Annotated in this window: 16 protein-coding genes; 3 read left to right on the top strand and 13 right to left on the bottom strand. The window is 73.3% G+C overall.

The features are described from left to right. Window positions 1-149: 149 nt before the first annotated feature. Window positions 150-581 (bottom strand): division/cell wall cluster transcriptional repressor MraZ, encoded by a 432-nt coding sequence (mraZ, locus tag FLW16_RS01555; protein ID WP_079318531.1) that lies wholly within the window; start codon window positions 579-581, stop codon window positions 150-152. Between the two features lie 489 nt (window positions 582-1,070). Here mraZ and FLW16_RS01550 point away from each other — a divergent pair, with 489 nt between their 5' ends. The 3 genes from FLW16_RS01550 (at window position 1,071) to FLW16_RS01540 (ending at window position 5,823) form a co-directional block, all read left to right on the top strand. After that, complete coding sequence (locus FLW16_RS01550) at window positions 1,071-2,051, top strand: MoxR family ATPase (RefSeq protein ID WP_142556793.1); 981 nt, start codon at window positions 1,071-1,073, stop codon at window positions 2,049-2,051. A gap of 62 nt (window positions 2,052-2,113) precedes the next feature. Further along, complete coding sequence (locus FLW16_RS01545; RefSeq protein ID WP_142556791.1) at window positions 2,114-3,370, top strand: DUF58 domain-containing protein; 1,257 nt, start codon at window positions 2,114-2,116, stop codon at window positions 3,368-3,370. 35 nt (window positions 3,371-3,405) lie between these two features. Then, window positions 3,406-5,823 (top strand): DUF3488 and transglutaminase-like domain-containing protein, encoded by a 2,418-nt coding sequence (locus tag FLW16_RS01540; RefSeq protein ID WP_142556789.1) that lies wholly within the window; start codon window positions 3,406-3,408, stop codon window positions 5,821-5,823. A gap of 250 nt (window positions 5,824-6,073) precedes the next feature. Here the strand turns inward: FLW16_RS01540 and FLW16_RS01535 are convergent, their stop codons facing one another. The 12 genes from FLW16_RS01535 to FLW16_RS01480 form a co-directional block, all read right to left on the bottom strand. Beyond that, window positions 6,074-6,451 (bottom strand): DUF3040 domain-containing protein, encoded by a 378-nt coding sequence (locus FLW16_RS01535; RefSeq protein ID WP_142556787.1) that lies wholly within the window; start codon window positions 6,449-6,451, stop codon window positions 6,074-6,076. A 147-nt stretch (window positions 6,452-6,598) separates the two neighbouring features. Next, on the bottom strand, window positions 6,599-7,843 hold the full coding sequence (locus FLW16_RS01530) for a DNA polymerase IV (protein WP_142556785.1): 1,245 nt from the start codon (window positions 7,841-7,843) through the stop codon (window positions 6,599-6,601). 42 nt (window positions 7,844-7,885) lie between these two features. After that, the gene (locus FLW16_RS01525; RefSeq protein ID WP_142556783.1) at window positions 7,886-8,608 is read right to left on the bottom strand and encodes a methyltransferase domain-containing protein; all 723 of its coding nucleotides are present in this window, start codon (window positions 8,606-8,608) and stop codon (window positions 7,886-7,888) included. 96 nt (window positions 8,609-8,704) lie between these two features. After that, on the bottom strand, window positions 8,705-9,115 hold the full coding sequence (gene nusB, locus FLW16_RS01520) for a transcription antitermination factor NusB (protein ID WP_142556781.1): 411 nt from the start codon (window positions 9,113-9,115) through the stop codon (window positions 8,705-8,707). A gap of 1 nt (window position 9,116) precedes the next feature. Next, window positions 9,117-9,677 (bottom strand): elongation factor P, encoded by a 561-nt coding sequence (efp, locus tag FLW16_RS01515; RefSeq protein WP_142556779.1) that lies wholly within the window; start codon window positions 9,675-9,677, stop codon window positions 9,117-9,119. 25 nt (window positions 9,678-9,702) lie between these two features. Beyond that, complete coding sequence (locus FLW16_RS01510; RefSeq protein WP_312847110.1) at window positions 9,703-10,839, bottom strand: aminopeptidase P family protein; 1,137 nt, start codon at window positions 10,837-10,839, stop codon at window positions 9,703-9,705. Between the two features lie 97 nt (window positions 10,840-10,936). Further along, window positions 10,937-11,971, bottom strand: a complete 1,035-nt coding sequence (locus FLW16_RS01505) for an LLM class F420-dependent oxidoreductase (RefSeq protein ID WP_142556777.1) — start codon at window positions 11,969-11,971, stop codon at window positions 10,937-10,939. 95 nt (window positions 11,972-12,066) lie between these two features. After that, the gene (locus tag FLW16_RS44900; RefSeq protein WP_312847112.1) at window positions 12,067-12,234 is read right to left on the bottom strand and encodes an SAM-dependent methyltransferase; all 168 of its coding nucleotides are present in this window, start codon (window positions 12,232-12,234) and stop codon (window positions 12,067-12,069) included. Window positions 12,235-12,250: 16 nt separating this feature from the next. Further along, window positions 12,251-12,838 (bottom strand): NTP transferase domain-containing protein, encoded by a 588-nt coding sequence (locus FLW16_RS01495; RefSeq protein WP_142556775.1) that lies wholly within the window; start codon window positions 12,836-12,838, stop codon window positions 12,251-12,253. Further along, window positions 12,835-13,935 (bottom strand): XdhC/CoxI family protein, encoded by a 1,101-nt coding sequence (locus FLW16_RS01490; RefSeq protein ID WP_142556773.1) that lies wholly within the window; start codon window positions 13,933-13,935, stop codon window positions 12,835-12,837. The genes FLW16_RS01495 and FLW16_RS01490 overlap by 4 nt, the downstream gene beginning before the upstream one ends. After that, the gene (locus FLW16_RS01485) at window positions 13,928-15,127 is read right to left on the bottom strand and encodes a VWA domain-containing protein (protein ID WP_312847109.1); all 1,200 of its coding nucleotides are present in this window, start codon (window positions 15,125-15,127) and stop codon (window positions 13,928-13,930) included. The genes FLW16_RS01490 and FLW16_RS01485 overlap by 8 nt, the downstream gene beginning before the upstream one ends. Next, window positions 15,120-16,022, bottom strand: a complete 903-nt coding sequence (locus tag FLW16_RS01480) for a MoxR family ATPase (RefSeq protein ID WP_142556771.1) — start codon at window positions 16,020-16,022, stop codon at window positions 15,120-15,122. The genes FLW16_RS01485 and FLW16_RS01480 overlap by 8 nt, the downstream gene beginning before the upstream one ends. Between the last annotated feature and the right edge of the window lie 107 nt (window positions 16,023-16,129).

The raw sequence follows: 16,129 nt of genomic DNA, 5'->3' as shown, positions 1-16,129 counted from the left end.
CGGAGAACCGACCCGTCCGGCCAGGTCCCCATCCGCGTCGCCGGCCGTGGCGTCTGACACCGGGGAAGGTGCATCAGCTGCCACATGGGAGCGGGTGGAGACCTCGCCGAACGTCACCGACGGGTCAATTGATCAAAGAAAGGAACGATCTACAAAATCCCGGGCAGCACCTCCTCCGACAGATCGGAGAATGCCTGCTCCTGGGCCTCCAGGTAGGTGTCCCATGCCTGGGCGTCCCAGATCTCCAGCCGCGTGTTGGCGCCGATCACGACGCAGTCACGTTCCAGCCCGGCGTACCGCCGCAGCGTCTGGGGAATCGTGATGCGTCCCTGCTTGTCCGGCACCTCGTCGGACGCGCTGGCGAAGAAGACACGGCTGTAGTCGCGGACCGCCTTCGCCGTCACCGGAGCGGTACGCAGGGCCTCGGTTATGCGCTGGAACTCCTCTACGGGGAAGACGTAGAGGCAGCGCTCCTGGCCTTTGGTGATCACCAGACCCTCCGCCAGCTCCTCGCGATACTTCGCCGGCAGGAACAGCCGTCCTTTGTCGTCGAGGCGCGGGTGGTGGGTGCCGAGGAACACCGGACCCACCTCCTGTGCCTTGTGGAGCGCTCAGCGCTATAGCCCCTGCCCTCCACTGCGCACCACCATACTCCACTTCTCCCCACCGTCAACTGATTCTGCGTGTGTCGGCATTCAAAATCGGCGGCGTTTTCGCAGGTGAAATGGGGTGGGTCGGAGTGGGGCGCCGCGGCGCCCCCCGGCCCGCGCACGGGCGTGTCGGCCCCCAGGAAACCCCGGCGCGTACGGGGTTCCCGGCGGCGGCCCGAGCCCGGTGGAGGAACCCGGTGGGGGGAAGTGGAGCGCGCCTGGGCGCCCCGGCTTCATGTGTCACGGGATTCGGACCAACGCGCCACGTGACCGTGAAGAGATGCCACAACACTGTGGGCAGTTCACCCGGATTTCCGGACAAAGTCGCCCGAGAACCAGAGGGGACATAGGGTCAGTACACAGAATGGAAAAGGAACGTTTAACGCCCCATTCTCGGGGACGCACCCTCATGGAGGCCTGGTGGCAGTAACTCCCGACGTCACCGATGCTTCAGCCCGGCTCGAGGATCTGATCGACACCGCCCACCGGATCCGCAACTCGATCGAATCAGTGATCGAGGGCAAGAGCGACGTCGTCCGCCTTACTCTCACCGTGCTCCTGGCGGAGGGCCACCTGCTGATCGAGGACGTGCCCGGCGTGGGCAAGACGATGCTCGCCAAGGCCCTGGCGCGCTCGATCGACTGCCCGGTCAAGCGCGTCCAGTTCACCCCCGACCTGCTGCCGAGCGACATCACCGGAGTCAGCGCGTACAACCAGCAGACGCGGGAGTTCGAGTTCAAGCCGGGACCGGTCTTCGCCAACATCGTCGTCGGCGACGAGATCAACCGCGCCTCCCCCAAGACGCAGTCCGCCCTCCTGGAGTGCATGGAGGAGCACCAGGTCACGGTCGACGGCGTGACCTACGCGCTGGAGTCGCCGTTCATGGTCATCGCGACGCAGAACCCGATCGAGATGGAGGGCACCTATCCCCTCCCCGAGGCGCAGCGCGACCGCTTCACCGCCAAGATCGCGATGGGGTACCCGGAGCCGGCCGCCGAGCTGGAGATGCTCGACGTGCACGGCGCCTCCCAGCCGCTGGACAAGATGGACCCGGTCGCGACCACGGCCGAGGTGGCCGCGCTGATCCAGGCCGTCCGCGCGGTCTACGTCTCCCAGCCGGTCAAGCGCTACGCCGTCGACATGGTGTCCGCCACCAGGCACTCCCCCGACCTGCGGCTCGGCGCCTCCCCGCGGGCCACCCTTCATCTGGTGCGCAGCGCGCGGGCCCACGCCGCGCTGTCCGGCCGCGACTACGTGATCCCGGACGACCTGCAGGAACTGGCCGTCCCCGTGCTGGCGCACCGCCTGCTGCCGAGCCTGGAGGCACAGGGGCAGCGCCGCCACCCCGAACAGCTCGTCGGCGAGCTGGTGCGGCGCGTCCCCGTCCCCGACGCCAAGTAGCGGACGCGAGTGAGCCGGGCGCACGCCCGGCGATGTGACAGTGAGCAAGTGACGGAGGGCCCATGACCGGGCTGAAGGCTCTGACCCCGCGGGGACGCTCGTTCCTCGCCTCCGGCGTGGCGGCCCTGCTGTGCGCCCTCGTCCTCGGGGAGCAGGACCTGCTGCGCGTGGCCGTGCTGATCGTCGCGATGCCGTTGATCGCGTCGATGGTCGTGGCGCGCACGCGATACCGGCTGGCCTCCGCCAGGCGGCTCAGCCCGGCGCGGGTGCAGGCCGGCGAGGAGAGCACGGTCACCCTGCGGCTGGAGAACGTCACCCGGCTGCCCACCGGGCTGCTCCTGGTGGAGGACACGCTGCAGTACGCGCTGGGCACGCGGCCGAGGTTCGTCCTCGACAGGATGGAGTCGCGCGGCGTCCGGGAGATCGACTACAAGGTGAGCTCGGACCTGCGGGGACGCTTCCCGATCGGGCCGCTCTCTGTGCGGATCGCCGACCCGTTCGGGCTGGTCGAGCTGACCCGCTCGTTCACCGTCACCGACACGCTCGTGGTCACCCCCGAGGTGGTGCCGCTGCCGCCGGTGCGCCTGTCGGGCGAGTACAGCGGCGGCGGCGACAGCCGTACGCGGTCGGTCGCGGCGGCGGGGGACGACGACGTGGCGCCCCGCGAGTACCGCCAGGGCGACGACCTGCGCCGGGTCCACTGGCGCTCGACCGCGCGGCGCGGCGAGCTGATGGTCAGGCGCGAGGAGCAGGAGTTGCAGAGCCGGGGCGCGCTGCTGCTCGACACCCGCAGGCACGCCCACCGGGGCGAGGGACCGCGCTCGTCGTTCGAGGTCGCGGTCTCGGCCGCCGCGTCCATCGGCGTGCACCTGTCCGCCGAGGGGCTCGCCCTGCGCCTGGTCACCGACCAGGGCGCGCGGCACGTGGTGGACACCGGTCAGTCGTGGTCGCTGCTCGACACGCTCGCCGTCATCCGGCAGAGCACGGCGCGCTCGCTGGAGCACGGCGTCGGCGCGCTCCGCCAGGGCGGCGGGGAAGGGCTGATCATCGCGGTCCTCGGGGCGCTCGACCAGGAGGAGGCCCGGGCGCTCGCCCAGCTCAGGCGTTCGGGCGTGACCGCGGTCGCGGTCCTGCTCGACCTCGCCTCGTGGGACCGCGCTTCCGGGAACGGGGCCTCCTGGGACGCCGTCGCCGACGAGAACGCGCGGGCCGCGCGCTCGGTCCTGACCGGCGCCGGGTGGCGGGTGCTCGACCTGCCCGCCGGCGCCTCGCTCGCGGGTGTGTGGCCGGAGGCCGGAAACAACAGGAGCGCGGCCTGAGCCGGCCGCTCCGGCGTGACGGAGGGTAAGAAGCAATGAAACTGCCGGTTGCGGCGGGGCTGGCCACGGCGGCCGTCACGGTCACGCTTTACCCGCTCTTCGAGGGCGGCGCCTGGTTCTGGTCCTGCATGGGGGCGATCCTCGTCACCACCGTGGCCGGGGCGGTGGCCTCCCGCCTGGGCGCCCGTCCGTGGGTGGCGCCCGCCGTGACGCCCGTGGCGGTCCTGCTCTACCTGACGCTCGTCTTCACGCCGGACGAGGCGTGGCTGCGGATCGTCCCCACCAAGGACTCGCTCGTCCGGCTCGCCGAACTGGTCGGCTCCGGGTTCGACGACATCCAGCAGTACGCCGCCCCGGTGCCGAACAATCCCGGCATCACGCTGCTCACCACGGCGGGCGTGGCGCTGATCGCCCTGCTCGTGGACGTCTTCGCGGTGCGGCTGCGACGGGCGGCGCTGGCCGGTCTGCCGCTGCTCGCCCTGTTCACGGTGCCCGCGGCGGTGGTCACGGAGCCGATCGGCTGGATCGCGTTCGTCGTCGCGGCGTTCGGCTACATCGGCCTGCTCGTCACCGACGGGCGGGAGCGTCTGAGCCGCTGGGGCCGGGCCGTCGTGGTGCGCCGTTCCTCCGGCTCCGCGCGCGGCGCCGCCCCCGACACCGAGCGGCTCGCCCTGTCCGGCAAGCGCATCGGCGTGACGGCGATCGCGCTGGCGGTCCTGGTGCCCGCGGTGCTGCCGGCGCTCTCCCCCGATCCGCTGTTCGGCTTCGGCGTCGGCAACGGCCTCGGCGGGGGCGGCGGCAACATCGGCATCCCCGACGCCATCGCCAAGCTCGGCGGCCAGCTCAGGCAGCAGAGCAACGCGACCGTGCTCACCTACACCAGCAGCGACGACGTACCGCGCTATCTGCGGATCTACTCTCTCGACATCTTCGACGGGTCGAAGTGGACGCTGTCCCCGCTGCGGGGGCTCTCGGAGGACCGCGTGTCGGAGGGGCCGCTGCCGCCCACTCCCGGCCTCCGCCCCGGGGTGTCGGTGAAGCGCGCCGAGATGCGGGTCACGATGAGCGAGGACATCGACAAGCTCAACTTCCTGCCGCTGCCGTACCCGGCCCGGCAGGTCGACGCGGACGGCGACTGGCGCGCCGACCGGTCCTCGCTCATGGTCTTCTCCACCGAGGACGAGGCGTCCGGGCTGGACTATCGGGTGGTGACCGAGGAGCCGGAGCCCACCGCGACCGAGCTGCGCACGGCGGTGACCCTCCCGGAAAGCGAGCGCTATCTGCAGCTGCCCGACGGGCTCGACCCCCGGGTGGCCGCCCTCGCGCGCCGGGTCACCGCCGACGCCGCCACGCCGTACGAGGCCGCGGTCGAGCTGCAGGAGTGGTTCACCCGGGCCGGCCGGTTCACCTACGACGTGCGCGCGTCCGGATCGGGCGCGCAGGCGCTGTCCCGCTTCCTGCTGCGGGACCGCACCGGCTACTGCGAGCAGTTCGCCGGGGCGATGGCCGTGATGGCGCGTCTGCTCAACATCCCGGCGCGGGTGTCGATCGGCTACACGGGCGGCACCAAGATCGGCGACGTGTGGACGGTCCGCACCCACGACGCCCACGCGTGGCCGGAGCTGTTCTTCGACGGGATCGGCTGGCTGCGGTTCGAGCCCACCCCCGCCGGGGCCGGTGGGCAGGGCACGGCCCAGGTGCCGCTGTACTCGCTGCCCGTCACGCCGACGGACGGTCCCACGACGGGCCCGTCCGACGGGCCGTCGGCGGACGAGAAGGACGACGGCGGCCAGAGCGCCGGACCGGCCCGGCCGAACCCGCGCCAGCTCGACCGCGACCTCGACGGCACGGCCATCGCGGCCGACCCGGGCACGCCCGTGGCCGTCAAGATCGGTATCGGCGCCGCCGCCGCGCTCGCGCTGCTGTTGCTGCCCGCCGCCGCGCGGCTCCTGGTGCGCCGCCGGCGCCTTCGCCGGATGACGCGGACGGCGACGGGCGGCCACGCGGCCTGGGCCGAGCTGCGCGACATGCTCACGGACCTGGGAATGGCCGGGGAGCCGAGCGAGACGCCGCGCGCGCTCGGCCGCCGGATCGGCGAGCGGTACGCGCCCGGGCCGCAGGCCGCCGAGTCGCTCACCCGCGTCGTCACGTCCGAGGAGCGGCTCAGGTACGCCCCCACGCCCTCGGCGTCGGGGCCCGTCCCCGCGGACCTGCGCCGGATCAGGCGCGATCTCGCATCGAGGGCCTCACGGTGGCGGCGCCTGGGGGCCGTGCTGGCCCCGATGTCCGTCCTGCTGCGGGTGCGTGCGGCCGGCGAGGGCGCGCTCGACGTGTTCGACCGGCTGGAGGGACTGCGGCTCTGGCGGGCGCGGCCCGGCGGAACGGGCACCTGGGCCGGGGCCGGGGCCGGCGACTCCGAGAGGGAGCGGACCCTTACCGGTGCCCGCCACTGACCGGTGCCCGCCACTGACCGGTGCCCGCTACTGATGTGTGCCCGCCACTGAGGCCCCCGGCAGCCGCGCTGCCGGACGACGCGGGGCCGGGGGCGTCTGACCCCTCACCGGGTCAAGCCCGGCACGCGGCCAGCGAGCGGCCGCACGGCGACGCGAGGGATGAGCGCGGATCGCCGCAGACGACTCGGTGGGCCCGCGACGCGGGCCCACCGGCGTTGCCTCGGATGGGGAGCGGTGATTCAGATGGGGATCAGTGCTCGTCGTGGCGGCGGCGCCAGCGCTCTTCCATGCGCTCCATGAAGCTCTGGCGCTGGGGGCGGCGGCCGCGGGTCCGGGACGGCGGGGAGTCACCGAACCCGTTCATGCGCTTCCAGCTCGACAGGCCCCACAGGCAGGTGGCCAGCATGACCACGAAGCCGGCGGCACCGAGCCAGATCTGGGCCGCGACGACGCCGACCATCAGCAGGACCACGCCGAGTGCGAAGCCTATGGAGGCCTTCACCAGGCGGCGCTTGTAGTGGCTGCGCGGATCGCTGATCCGTACGGTGTTCGCCCACTTCGGGTCCTCGGCATAGAGGGCCTGCTCGATCTGGTCGAGCAAGCGCTGCTCGTGCTCAGACAGCGGCACGGCGCCTCCCAAGGACGGCCCCATTCAGGGGAAGACGGCAACGGACGACACGGGGTGTCCGAACCTCGCGGTCGGTTATCCCCAGAATACGAGGCCTCAGACGTAGGCGAAAGAAAACGTCCAACGCGGTCCAAACCGGAGGTGACGTCATGGACCTATTGGACCAAACGGACGCCGAACAAGCGATGCCGGCTTCACGGCGTCCGGACCGAAGCGGCGGGCCGCCCGGTCCATGGCCTGTTCGGCCTCCCGCCAGCCGGTCTCCCGCTCCCCCAGGCCCAGCTGACGCGTCGCCGCGGCTGCCGGGAGCAGGTTCTCCACGCGCACGCCGACCAGCCGCAACCGCACCCGCTCCAGCCCGGCGGCCTCGTAGAGCTCGCATGATGTGTCGAAAATCTCCTTCGCGACGTCGGTCGCCTCGCGCAGCGTACGCGACCGGGTGATGGTCGTGAAGTCGGATCGGCGGAGTTTGACGCTGACCGTGCGGCCGACGTGCCCGCCGGCCCGCAGGCGCGCGGCGACCCGCTCCGACAGCCGCAGCAGCTCACGCCTGATCGTCTCGGGGTCGTCGACGTCGTGCGGGAACGTCTCCTCGTTGCCGATGCTCTTGTCGGGCGCGTGCGGCACCACCCGGCGCTCGTCGCGCCCCCAGGCCAGGGCCGCCAGGTGCGCGCCGACGGCGCCGAACTCGCGCTGGAGCGTCGCCGCCGGCACCTGGGCCAGGTCCCCCACGGTGCGGATGCCGAGCCGTACGAGGGCCTGCTCGGTGCGCTCTCCCACGCCCCACAGGGCGGCGACGGGCAGCGGGTGCAGGAACTCCACGACCCGGTCGGCCGGGACCACGAGCAGGCCGTCAGGCTTGCACTGGCGCGAGGCGAGCTTGGCCACGAACTTCGTGCTCGCCACCCCCACCGAGCAGGTGATGCCGTACCGCTCGGCGACCTGGGCGCGGATCAGCCGGGCGATGGCCGCCGGGCTGCCGAGCCTGCGGCGGGCCCCGCCGACGTCGAGGAACGCCTCGTCGGAGGCGATCGGCTCCACTTCGGGGGTGACCGCCTGGAAGATCTCCATGACGCCGCGGGACACCTCGGCGTACTTTGAGTGGCGGGGCGGGATGACCGTGGCCTGCGGGCAGATGCGCCGGGCCCGGGTCATCGGCATCGCCGAGTGGACCCCGAACCTGCGGGCCTCGTAGGTGGCGCTCAGCACGACCCCGCGCGCGCCGGTGGCGCCGACGATGACCGGGGTGCCCCGCAGCTCCGGGTGGTCGAGCAGCTCCACGCTGGCGTAGAAGGCGTCCATGTCCACGTGCAGGATGGGGCAGCCGCTGTCGTCGACCGGACCGTCCGGCGGTGGCGACGGATCCCGAGGCAGCAGCTGGTTCCGGGACATGAGGTCACCCTACCCGACCACGGCACTATCCGAACATTGTTTCTACTGGCGGTAGGCGATGACGTGGATCTGGGTGGCGACGTCGCGGAGCACGGGGTGGGTCGCCGCCGCCCGCTCCAACGCCACGAGGCCGTCGGGGTCGCTCTCGGCCAGCATGCCCGGGACGAGGTCGGCGAAGATCCGCACGCCGTGCACCTCGCCGACGGTGAACCCGGCACCGGCCAGCAGCGCGCCCAGCGTCTCCCGGGAGAAGCGGCGCGGCGTGGGGTCGCGGTCGCCCCAGCGGCCCGCCGGGTCCGACAGCACCCGGCGCGCCTCGTCGAAGTTGCCGGCCAGCGAGCGGTGGACGGCCGCGGCGACCGAGTTGGCGGCCAGCACGCTCACCACGCCGCCCGGCCGCAGGATGCCGCCGACCGCGCCCAGCGCGCCCGCCGGGTCCTCGACGTACTCCAGCACGCTGTGGCACAGCACCAGGTCGGCGCTGCCGGGGTCCAGCAGGTCGCCGAGGTCGGCGGCGTCGCCCTGCAGGCCCTTCACGCCGACGCCCGTCTCGGCGGCGCGCCGCTCCAGCGCGGCCAGCGAGTCGGGGGTCGGGTCGACCACGGTCACGGCGTGTCCGAGCGTGGCCAGCGGCACGGCGAAGCCGCCCGTGCCGCCGCCGGCGTCCACGATGTCGAGCGTGTCGCGCCCGGTGGCGGCCGTCCGCTCGGCCAGGAGCGCGCGCAGCGCCTCCCAGACGACGGCGCGGCGTGTGGCGTCACGCACTTGTGGCCTCCCTGTCCGGCCTCTCGGAACTGTCGGCCCCTCGGAACCACCGGAGCCGGCGGAGCTGCCGGGACTGCCGGGCCGAGGGCCGTGGGGTCAGAGCGAAAGCGAGGGCTTGAGCTGCTTGAATCGGGCCAGCAGTCCGTTGACGAACTGCGGCGACTCGTCGGTCGACAGCTCCGCGACCAGGTGGACCCACTCGCTGATGACCACGCCCTCCGGGACCTCCTCCGACCACAGCATCTCGTAGGTCCCGCCGCGCAGGGCGTTGCGGTCGACGGCCGGCATGCGCTCCAGGGTCCAGCCCTCGGCGTACGTCGAGATCAGCTCGTCGATGCGGTCGAGGTGCCGGACCACGCCCTCGACGAGGAAGGAGGTGTACTCGTTGACCGGCGGGTCCGCCCGCTCCACCCGCTCGGCGAGCACGTTGAGCGGGCTCAACTGCCGGGCCTCGGCCTCGAAGAGGACGTCCAGCGCGCGGCGGCGGGCCTTCCCCCGAGCCGACACGTCAGGCCCGACCGAGGTACTCGCCGGTGCGAGTGTCGACCTTGACCTTCTCGCCGGTCGTGATGAAGAGCGGGACCTTGATCTCGGCGCCGGTCTCCAGGGTGGCGGGCTTGGTGCCGCCGGTGGAGCGGTCGCCCTGCAGGCCCGGGTCGGTGTGCGCGATCGTCAGCTCGGCGGCCGCCGGGAGGTCGACGTACAGCGGGTTGCCCTCGTTGAAGGCGACGGTCGCGGTCGTGTTCTCCAGCATGTAGTTGGCGGCGGTGCCCACGATCTCGCGCGGGACGTTGACCATGTCGTAGGTCTCGGTGTCCATGAAGACGAAGTCGTCGCCGTCGAGGTAGGAGTACTGCATGTCCCGCTTGTCGACGTTGGCCACGTCAACCTTCACGCCGGCGTTGAAGGTCTTGTCGACGACCTTGCCGGACATGACGTTCTTGAGCTTGGTGCGGACGAACGCGCCGCCCTTACCCGGCTTGACGTGCTGGAACTCGACAACGGTCCACAGCTCCCCACCGTCGAGCTTGAGCACGAGTCCGTTCTTCAGGTCGTTCGTCGTCGCCACGTAGCGTCTCCCGCGTGCGGCTGCCCTACAGGACGAGCAGCTCCTTGGTCGTCAGTGTGAGAAGCTCCGGCCCGTCACCACGCGTCACCAGCGTGTCCTCGATGCGCACACCGCCCCTGCCCGGAAGATAGACCCCCGGCTCGACGGTGATCGGAACTCGATCCTCTAGTCTACCGGTCCTGCCAGGGCCCAGGAACGGCAGCTCGTGGATCTCCAGGCCGACTCCGTGGCCCAGCCCGTGGCCGAACCGCTCGGCGTGACCCGCCTCCGCGATCACGTCGCGCGCCGCGGCGTCCACCTCGTGCGCCGTCGCCCCCGGCCGTACGGCGTGGCGGCCGGCCCGCTGGGCCTGCCGTACGAGGTCGTAGAGGTCGCGCTGCCACGTCGCGGGCGGGCCGACCGTGACCGTGCGGGTCATGTCGGCGTGGTAGCCGTCGTAGCGGGCGCCGAAGTCCATGGTCACCAGGTCGCCCCGTTCGACCGGCCGGTCCGAGGGCGAGTGGTGCGGGATCGAGCCGTTGGGTCCGCTCGCCACGATGGAGTCGAAGGCCGGCTTGTCGGCGCCGAGCTCGACCATGGCGGCCTCCAGCCACCGGGCGATCTCCCGCTCGGTGACACCGGGGGCGATGCGCTCCACGACCAGGGAGAACGCCTCGTCGGTGATCGCGCAGGCGCGCCGCAGCGCCGTGATCTCCCCCTCGTCCTTCACGGCCCTGACGGCCTCCACGAGACCGCCGACCGGTGCGAGGCCGGCGTGCTCGGCGGTCAGCCGCTGGAACAGCCCCACCGGCATGTGGTCGGCCTCCACCGCGACCCTCGCCGCGCCCGGCCCTCGCTTGAGCAGGGCTCCCGCGACGTCGCGGTCCTCGATCACTTCGACGCCCGAGCACACCGCCTGCGCCGTCTCCAGGTAGCGCGAGTCGGTGGCGAGCGCGGCCTCGCCCGTCGCGACGACGAGTACGGCGGCGTTGGAGCTCGCCAGGCCGGTCAGGTAGCGGACGTTGACCGGCCAGGTGACGAGGGCGGCCGCGGCCTCGTGTTCGCGCAGCGCCCCGGCCAGCCGCGCGCGGCGCGCGGCGTGGATCGCCGCGGCCCCGGTGGCATCGCTCCCGGCGCGTGCGGCGTGCGTCCCTGCGGCGTGAATCCCTGCGGCATCGGTCACGGACGGACTCTACCGCCGCCCCCGCCGGGGCCTTTCCTGCTCCCCTCCCCGCGCGTCCTGCCGCCGGCGGCAGGACGCGGGTCCGGGGAGGCGGCGGTCAGGAGGCCAGCTCGCGGATCTTCTCGATGAGCTTGACGCGCTCCTCGTGGGTGCGGGCCATGGGCGCGACGTTGAGCGTGGTGACCCCGGCCTCGCGCAGCGCGGCGAGCCGCTCCCTGACGTGCCCCTCGGGGCCGACCAGGGACATGCGCTCCAGCAGCTCCCTGGGCACGAGCGCCTCGGCCTCCTTCTTCCTGCCCTCCAGGTAGAGGTCCTGGATCTGCTCGGCCTCCTTCTCGTAGCCGTAGCGGCGGGCCAGGTCGTTGTAGAAGTTCCTGCCCTTGGCGCCCATGCCGCCGATGTAGAGGGCGGCCATGGAACGGCCCAGCTCCAGCATGTCGCCGACGTCGTCGCCGATCGCCAGCATGGCCTGGGCGATCACGTCCAGCTCGCCGAGAGCGGGGTCCCGCAGTTCCCGCCCGGCGGCGAGCGACGCGCCCCACACGTCGCCGGCCTTCTCGGGCACGAAGAAGATGGGCTCCCAGCCCTCCGCCAGCTCGGCGGCCAGTTGCACGTTCTTCGGCCCGATGGCCGCGATCACGATCGGGACGCGCTCGCGCACCGGGTGGTTGATCAGCTTGAGCGGCTTGCCGAGGCCGGTGCCGCCCTCCAGGGGCAGCGTGTAGTGCTTGCCCGCGTACTGCAGCCGCTCGCGCCGCCAGACCGTGCGGCAGATCTCGATGACCTCGCGGGTGCGGCCGAGCGGCGCGGTGTACGGCACGCCGTGGAACCCCTCGATCACCTGCGGGCCCGACGTGCCGATGCCGAGCGTGAACCGCCCGTCGGAGACGTAGTCGAGGCCGGCGGCCGTCATGGCCAGCAGGGCCGGCGTGCGGGAGTAGATCGGCAGGATGCCCGAGGCGATCTGCAGCCGCTCGGTCCTCGCCGCGATGTAACCGAGCTGGCTGACGGCGTCGAAGCTGTACGCCTCGGCCACGAACACGATGTCGAGCCCGGCCTTCTCGTAGTCGGCCAGCTCGGCGACGGTCTCCTTGAAGCCCCCGGAGTAGTTGAGGGCCATCCCGATCCGCATCCGCTTCGTCCTTCCGCGCGTGAACCCGCCAGTAACCGAATGATGTTCCGTACTCGGGTCCCAAGGCTAGTGCCGCGGGCCGGGCACGACCACCGTCAGGGGCGGCGGCCGACGCCCCCGAGCACCGGCAGGAAGCCGCCGCGCAGCGGCAGCGCGTCGTTGTCCACGTACGTCACGAGCGAGTCGGGGGCCTCCTTCAGCGCGATCTCGTGGACGCTGCCCCGCGTCGGCAGTCCAGCGCCGAGGTCGAGGAACCGGCGGATGCCGCACTCGGGCGAATCACTCCTTATGGAGTCGTCCCTTGAGCCGGCACAGGTCGGCCGGGGTGTCGACGTCCGCGGGATCGCCCGCGTCGTCGCAGGGCACGGCCGTGACCAGCTCGGGGTGCGCGCGCAGGAAGGGCCGCGCGCCCGCGTCGCCCTCGGCGAGCGCGGCCGCCTCCGCCAGGTGCTCGCGCGCGATGAGCACCGGGTTGCGCGGCGCCCCGCCGTACGCCGCGACGGCGACGCGGGCGCCGGCCTGGAACGCCGCGATCAGCCGGCGCACCGCCTCGGGCCGCACCAGCGGCTGGTCGGCCAGCGCGATCACCACCGCGGGGGCGGCCGGCGGGAGCGCGCCCAGCCCGGCCCGCAGCGACGACCCCATGCCGGACGCCCAGCCGGGATTGCGCACGACGACCGCGCCGGCGACCGGCACGTCGGCGGCCCCGAGGACGATCAGCACCGGCCGGCATCCGCCCTCGGCGAGCAGCCGCACCCCGCGGTCGGCCAGCCGCTCCCCCTCGAACTCCACCAGCGCCTTCGGCCGGCCGAACCGGCTGCCGCCTCCGGCCGCCAGCAGCAGCCCCGCGACCGCCGCACCGCTCATCGCGACTCGCCGTGGATGCGTCCCGACGTCTCGGTGAGCGGCCTGCCGCTGCCGCCCCAGCGCAGCTGGATCAGCTCGGCCGCGATCGACACGGCCGTCTCCTCCGGCGTGCGCGCCCCGAGGTCGAGCCCGATCGGCGACCTGAGCCGGGCCATCTCGTCCTCGGTCAGGCCGGCCTCGCGCAGCCGCGCCAGCCGGTCCGCGTGCGTGCGCCGCGACCCCATGGCCCCGACGTACGCCGCCGGGGTGCGCAGGGCCACCTCCAGCAGCGGCACGTCGAACTTCGGGTCGTGGGTGAGCACGCAGATCGCGGTGCGCTCGTCGACCTCGGCGGCGGCCAGGTAGTCGTGCGGCCAGGCCACCACGACCTCGTCGGCCTCGGGGAACCGCTTGGCCGTGGCGAAGACCGGCCGCGCGTCGCACACCACCACGTGGTAGCCGAGGAAGCGGCCGATCCGCGCGACGGCCGCGGCGAAGTCGATCGCGCCGAAGACCAGCATGCGCGGCGGCGGCGCGAACGACTGCACGAACACCCGCAGGTCGTCCAGCCGCCGCTCGCCCTCGGGGCCGTAGCGCCGCACGCCGGTCAGGCCCTGCGCGAGCATGCCGCGCACGTCGTCGTCCACCGCGTCGTCGAGCCGGGCCGAGCCGAGCGAGCCCGCCGCCCGGTCCGGCCAGACCACGCGGCGGGCCCCCACGCGACCGGGGCCCGCGACGATCGTGGCCACCGCGACCGGACGCCGCGCGGCGACGTCCGCGGCGACCTCCCCCAGCTCCGGATAGTCCTGTTTCGAGACCGGCTCCACGAACACGTCGATGATCCCGCCGCAGGTCAGGCCGACCGCGAAGGCGTCGTCGTCGCTCACGCCGTACCGCTGCAGCACCGGCGTCCCGGTGGCGACGACCTGCGCGGCGAGCTCGTAGACCGCTCCCTCGACGCAACCGCCCGACACGCTGCCGGCCGCCTCGCCGTCGAGGACGGCCATGGCCGCCCCTGGCGGGCGGGGCGCGCTGCGGAAGGTGCCGACGACGGTGGCGAGGCCGAACCGCCGCCCCTGCTCCCACCAGCGCAGCACCTGGTCCAGCACGTCACGCATCGGCCCCTCCCCTTCCCACGGCCCACACGGGCCGGTCGCCCGCCAGCAGCGCGGCCAGGTCCTCGTACGCGGCCAGGCTGTGCCCGGCGACGAAGTCCGTGACGTACGGCAGCGCCGCGCGGATGCCCGCGGTCAGCGGCCGGTACGCCGGGTCGCCCTTGTGCGGGTTGACCCACACGACGCGGCGGGCGAGCCGGGACAGCCGGGCCATCTGCGCGCCCAGCAGGTCGGCCGTGCCCCGCTCCCATCCGTCGGAGGCGATCACGACGATCGCGCCCCGGGGATCGGGCAGGCGCAGCAGCGCCCGCACCTCCTCCCCCAGCCGGGTGCCGCCGCTCCAGTCGGGGATGGCCGCCGAGCACTCGGCCATGGCGAGGCCGGGGTCGCGGTGGCGCAGCGCGGCGGTGATCCTGGTGAGCCGGGTTCCCACGCTGAACACCTCGGTCGCCCCCGGCTCCGCGCGCACCAGCGCGTGGGCGAAGCGCAGCAGCGTGTCGGCGTAGGCGGCCATCGAGCCGCTGACGTCCACGAGCATGACGACCCGCCGCGGGCGGTCCCTGCGCACGCGGCGGCGCAGCCGGGCCGGTTCCCCGCCGTGCCGCAGGATCTCCCTGACCGTGCGCCGCGCGTCGGTCGCGCCGCCGTGTGGCGACGGACGGTAGCGCCGCGACCTGCGCGGCTGCCGCGCGCCGCGCAGCAGCGCGAGCAGGCGGTGCACCTCCCGCCGCTCGTCCTCGCTCATCCGCGCCACGTCCCGGTGCCGCAGCACCTCGATCTCGCTCGCCGTGGCCGGGGGCGCGCCCGGCTCGCCCGCCGGCTCCCGCTCCCCGCCGCCGTACGGCGCCGCCACCGGGCGGGTCACGGACACGGCAGTCGCGCGCAGGCGGCGCGGCGCGGGGAAGGCGGCGGAGAAGTAGGCCGCGAAGCAGCGGTCGTAGCGGGGCAGGTCGTCGGGCCCGGCGCACAGGGTGAGGCGGCCCGCCCAGTAGACGTTCCGCCCGTCGGCGGCGTCGAGGTGGCCGAGCGCCGCGAGGAAGCTCTGGGTGCGATGGTGGTCGGCCGCGACCCCGGCCGCCCGCAGCGTCCGGGCGAATCCGGTCAGCACCGCGACAGGTGCGGCATCGGGCGACGCGAGCAGGCCCGGGCGGAGGGCGCCCCCGCCCCGCCCGGTCACGGCGGCATCGTCAGCCACGGCCGCCGTCCGGTGTGAGCAGCCCCAGGGCCCGGACGGTCTCCTGGTCCTCCCGGTGTTTGAGCACCGCGCCCAGCGTGGCGGCGGCCAGGGCCGGATCGAGCTCCACCGCGCCGAGCGTGAGCAGCGCCTCGGTCCAGTCGAGGGTCTCGGCGACGCCCGGCGGCTTGACCAAACCGGCCTCGCGCATCCGGCCCGCCGTCCGCGCCACGTCGGCCGCGAGCCGCTCCGCGCATCCGGGCAGGCGCCGCCGCAGGATCGCCACCTCCCGGTCGAACCCCGGGTGCTCCAGCCAGTGGTACAGGCAGCGCCGTTTGAGCGCGTCGTGCACCTCGCGGGTCCTGTTGGAGGTCAGGACGACGACCGGCGGGGTCGCCGCGCTGATCGTCCCGATCTCCGGCACCGTGATCGTGAAGTCGGACAGCACCTCGAGCAGGAACGCCTCGAACTCGTCGTCGGCCCGGTCGATCTCGTCCACGAGCAGCACGCTCGGCTGCGTCTCCAGGGCCCGCAGCAGCGGCCTCGCGATGAGGAACCGCCGGTCGTAGATCTCGCCCTCCAGCGCGGCGACGTCGGCCACGCCGGCCGCCTCGGCCGCCTTGAGATGCAGGAGCTGTCGCGGGAAGTCCCAGTCGTACATGGCCTGCGCCGCGTCGAGCCCCTCGTGGCACTGCAACCTGATCAGCGGCGCGTCCAGGATCGCCGCCAGCGTCTTGGCCAGCTCGGTCTTGCCGACGCCCGCCTCGCCTTCCAGGAACAGCGGCCGGCCCATCTTCAGGGCGAGGTAGGCCGCGGTCGTCACGCCCTCGTCGGCCAGGTAGTCGTGGTGGTCGAGCAGCTCCGCCAGCCTCGCAGGCGCGTCGATGTCCGGGATCGTGGTCGTCCGCCGCAGCACACGGACAGGCTACGTGGCGGGCGTTCCGCGAGGCTCTGGCCGAATCCGCCAAAGCCGGGCGGGTCATGCGGCGCCGCGTCGCCACGATCGCACAGATCCTCCGGCCG

The organism is Microbispora sp. KK1-11, from assembly GCF_006874435.1.
Classification (GTDB): Bacteria; Actinomycetota; Actinomycetes; order Streptosporangiales; family Streptosporangiaceae; genus Microbispora; species Microbispora catharanthi.
Note: the sequence above shows the minus strand (reverse complement) of the source record. Positions and strands in the feature narration are given on the sequence as shown.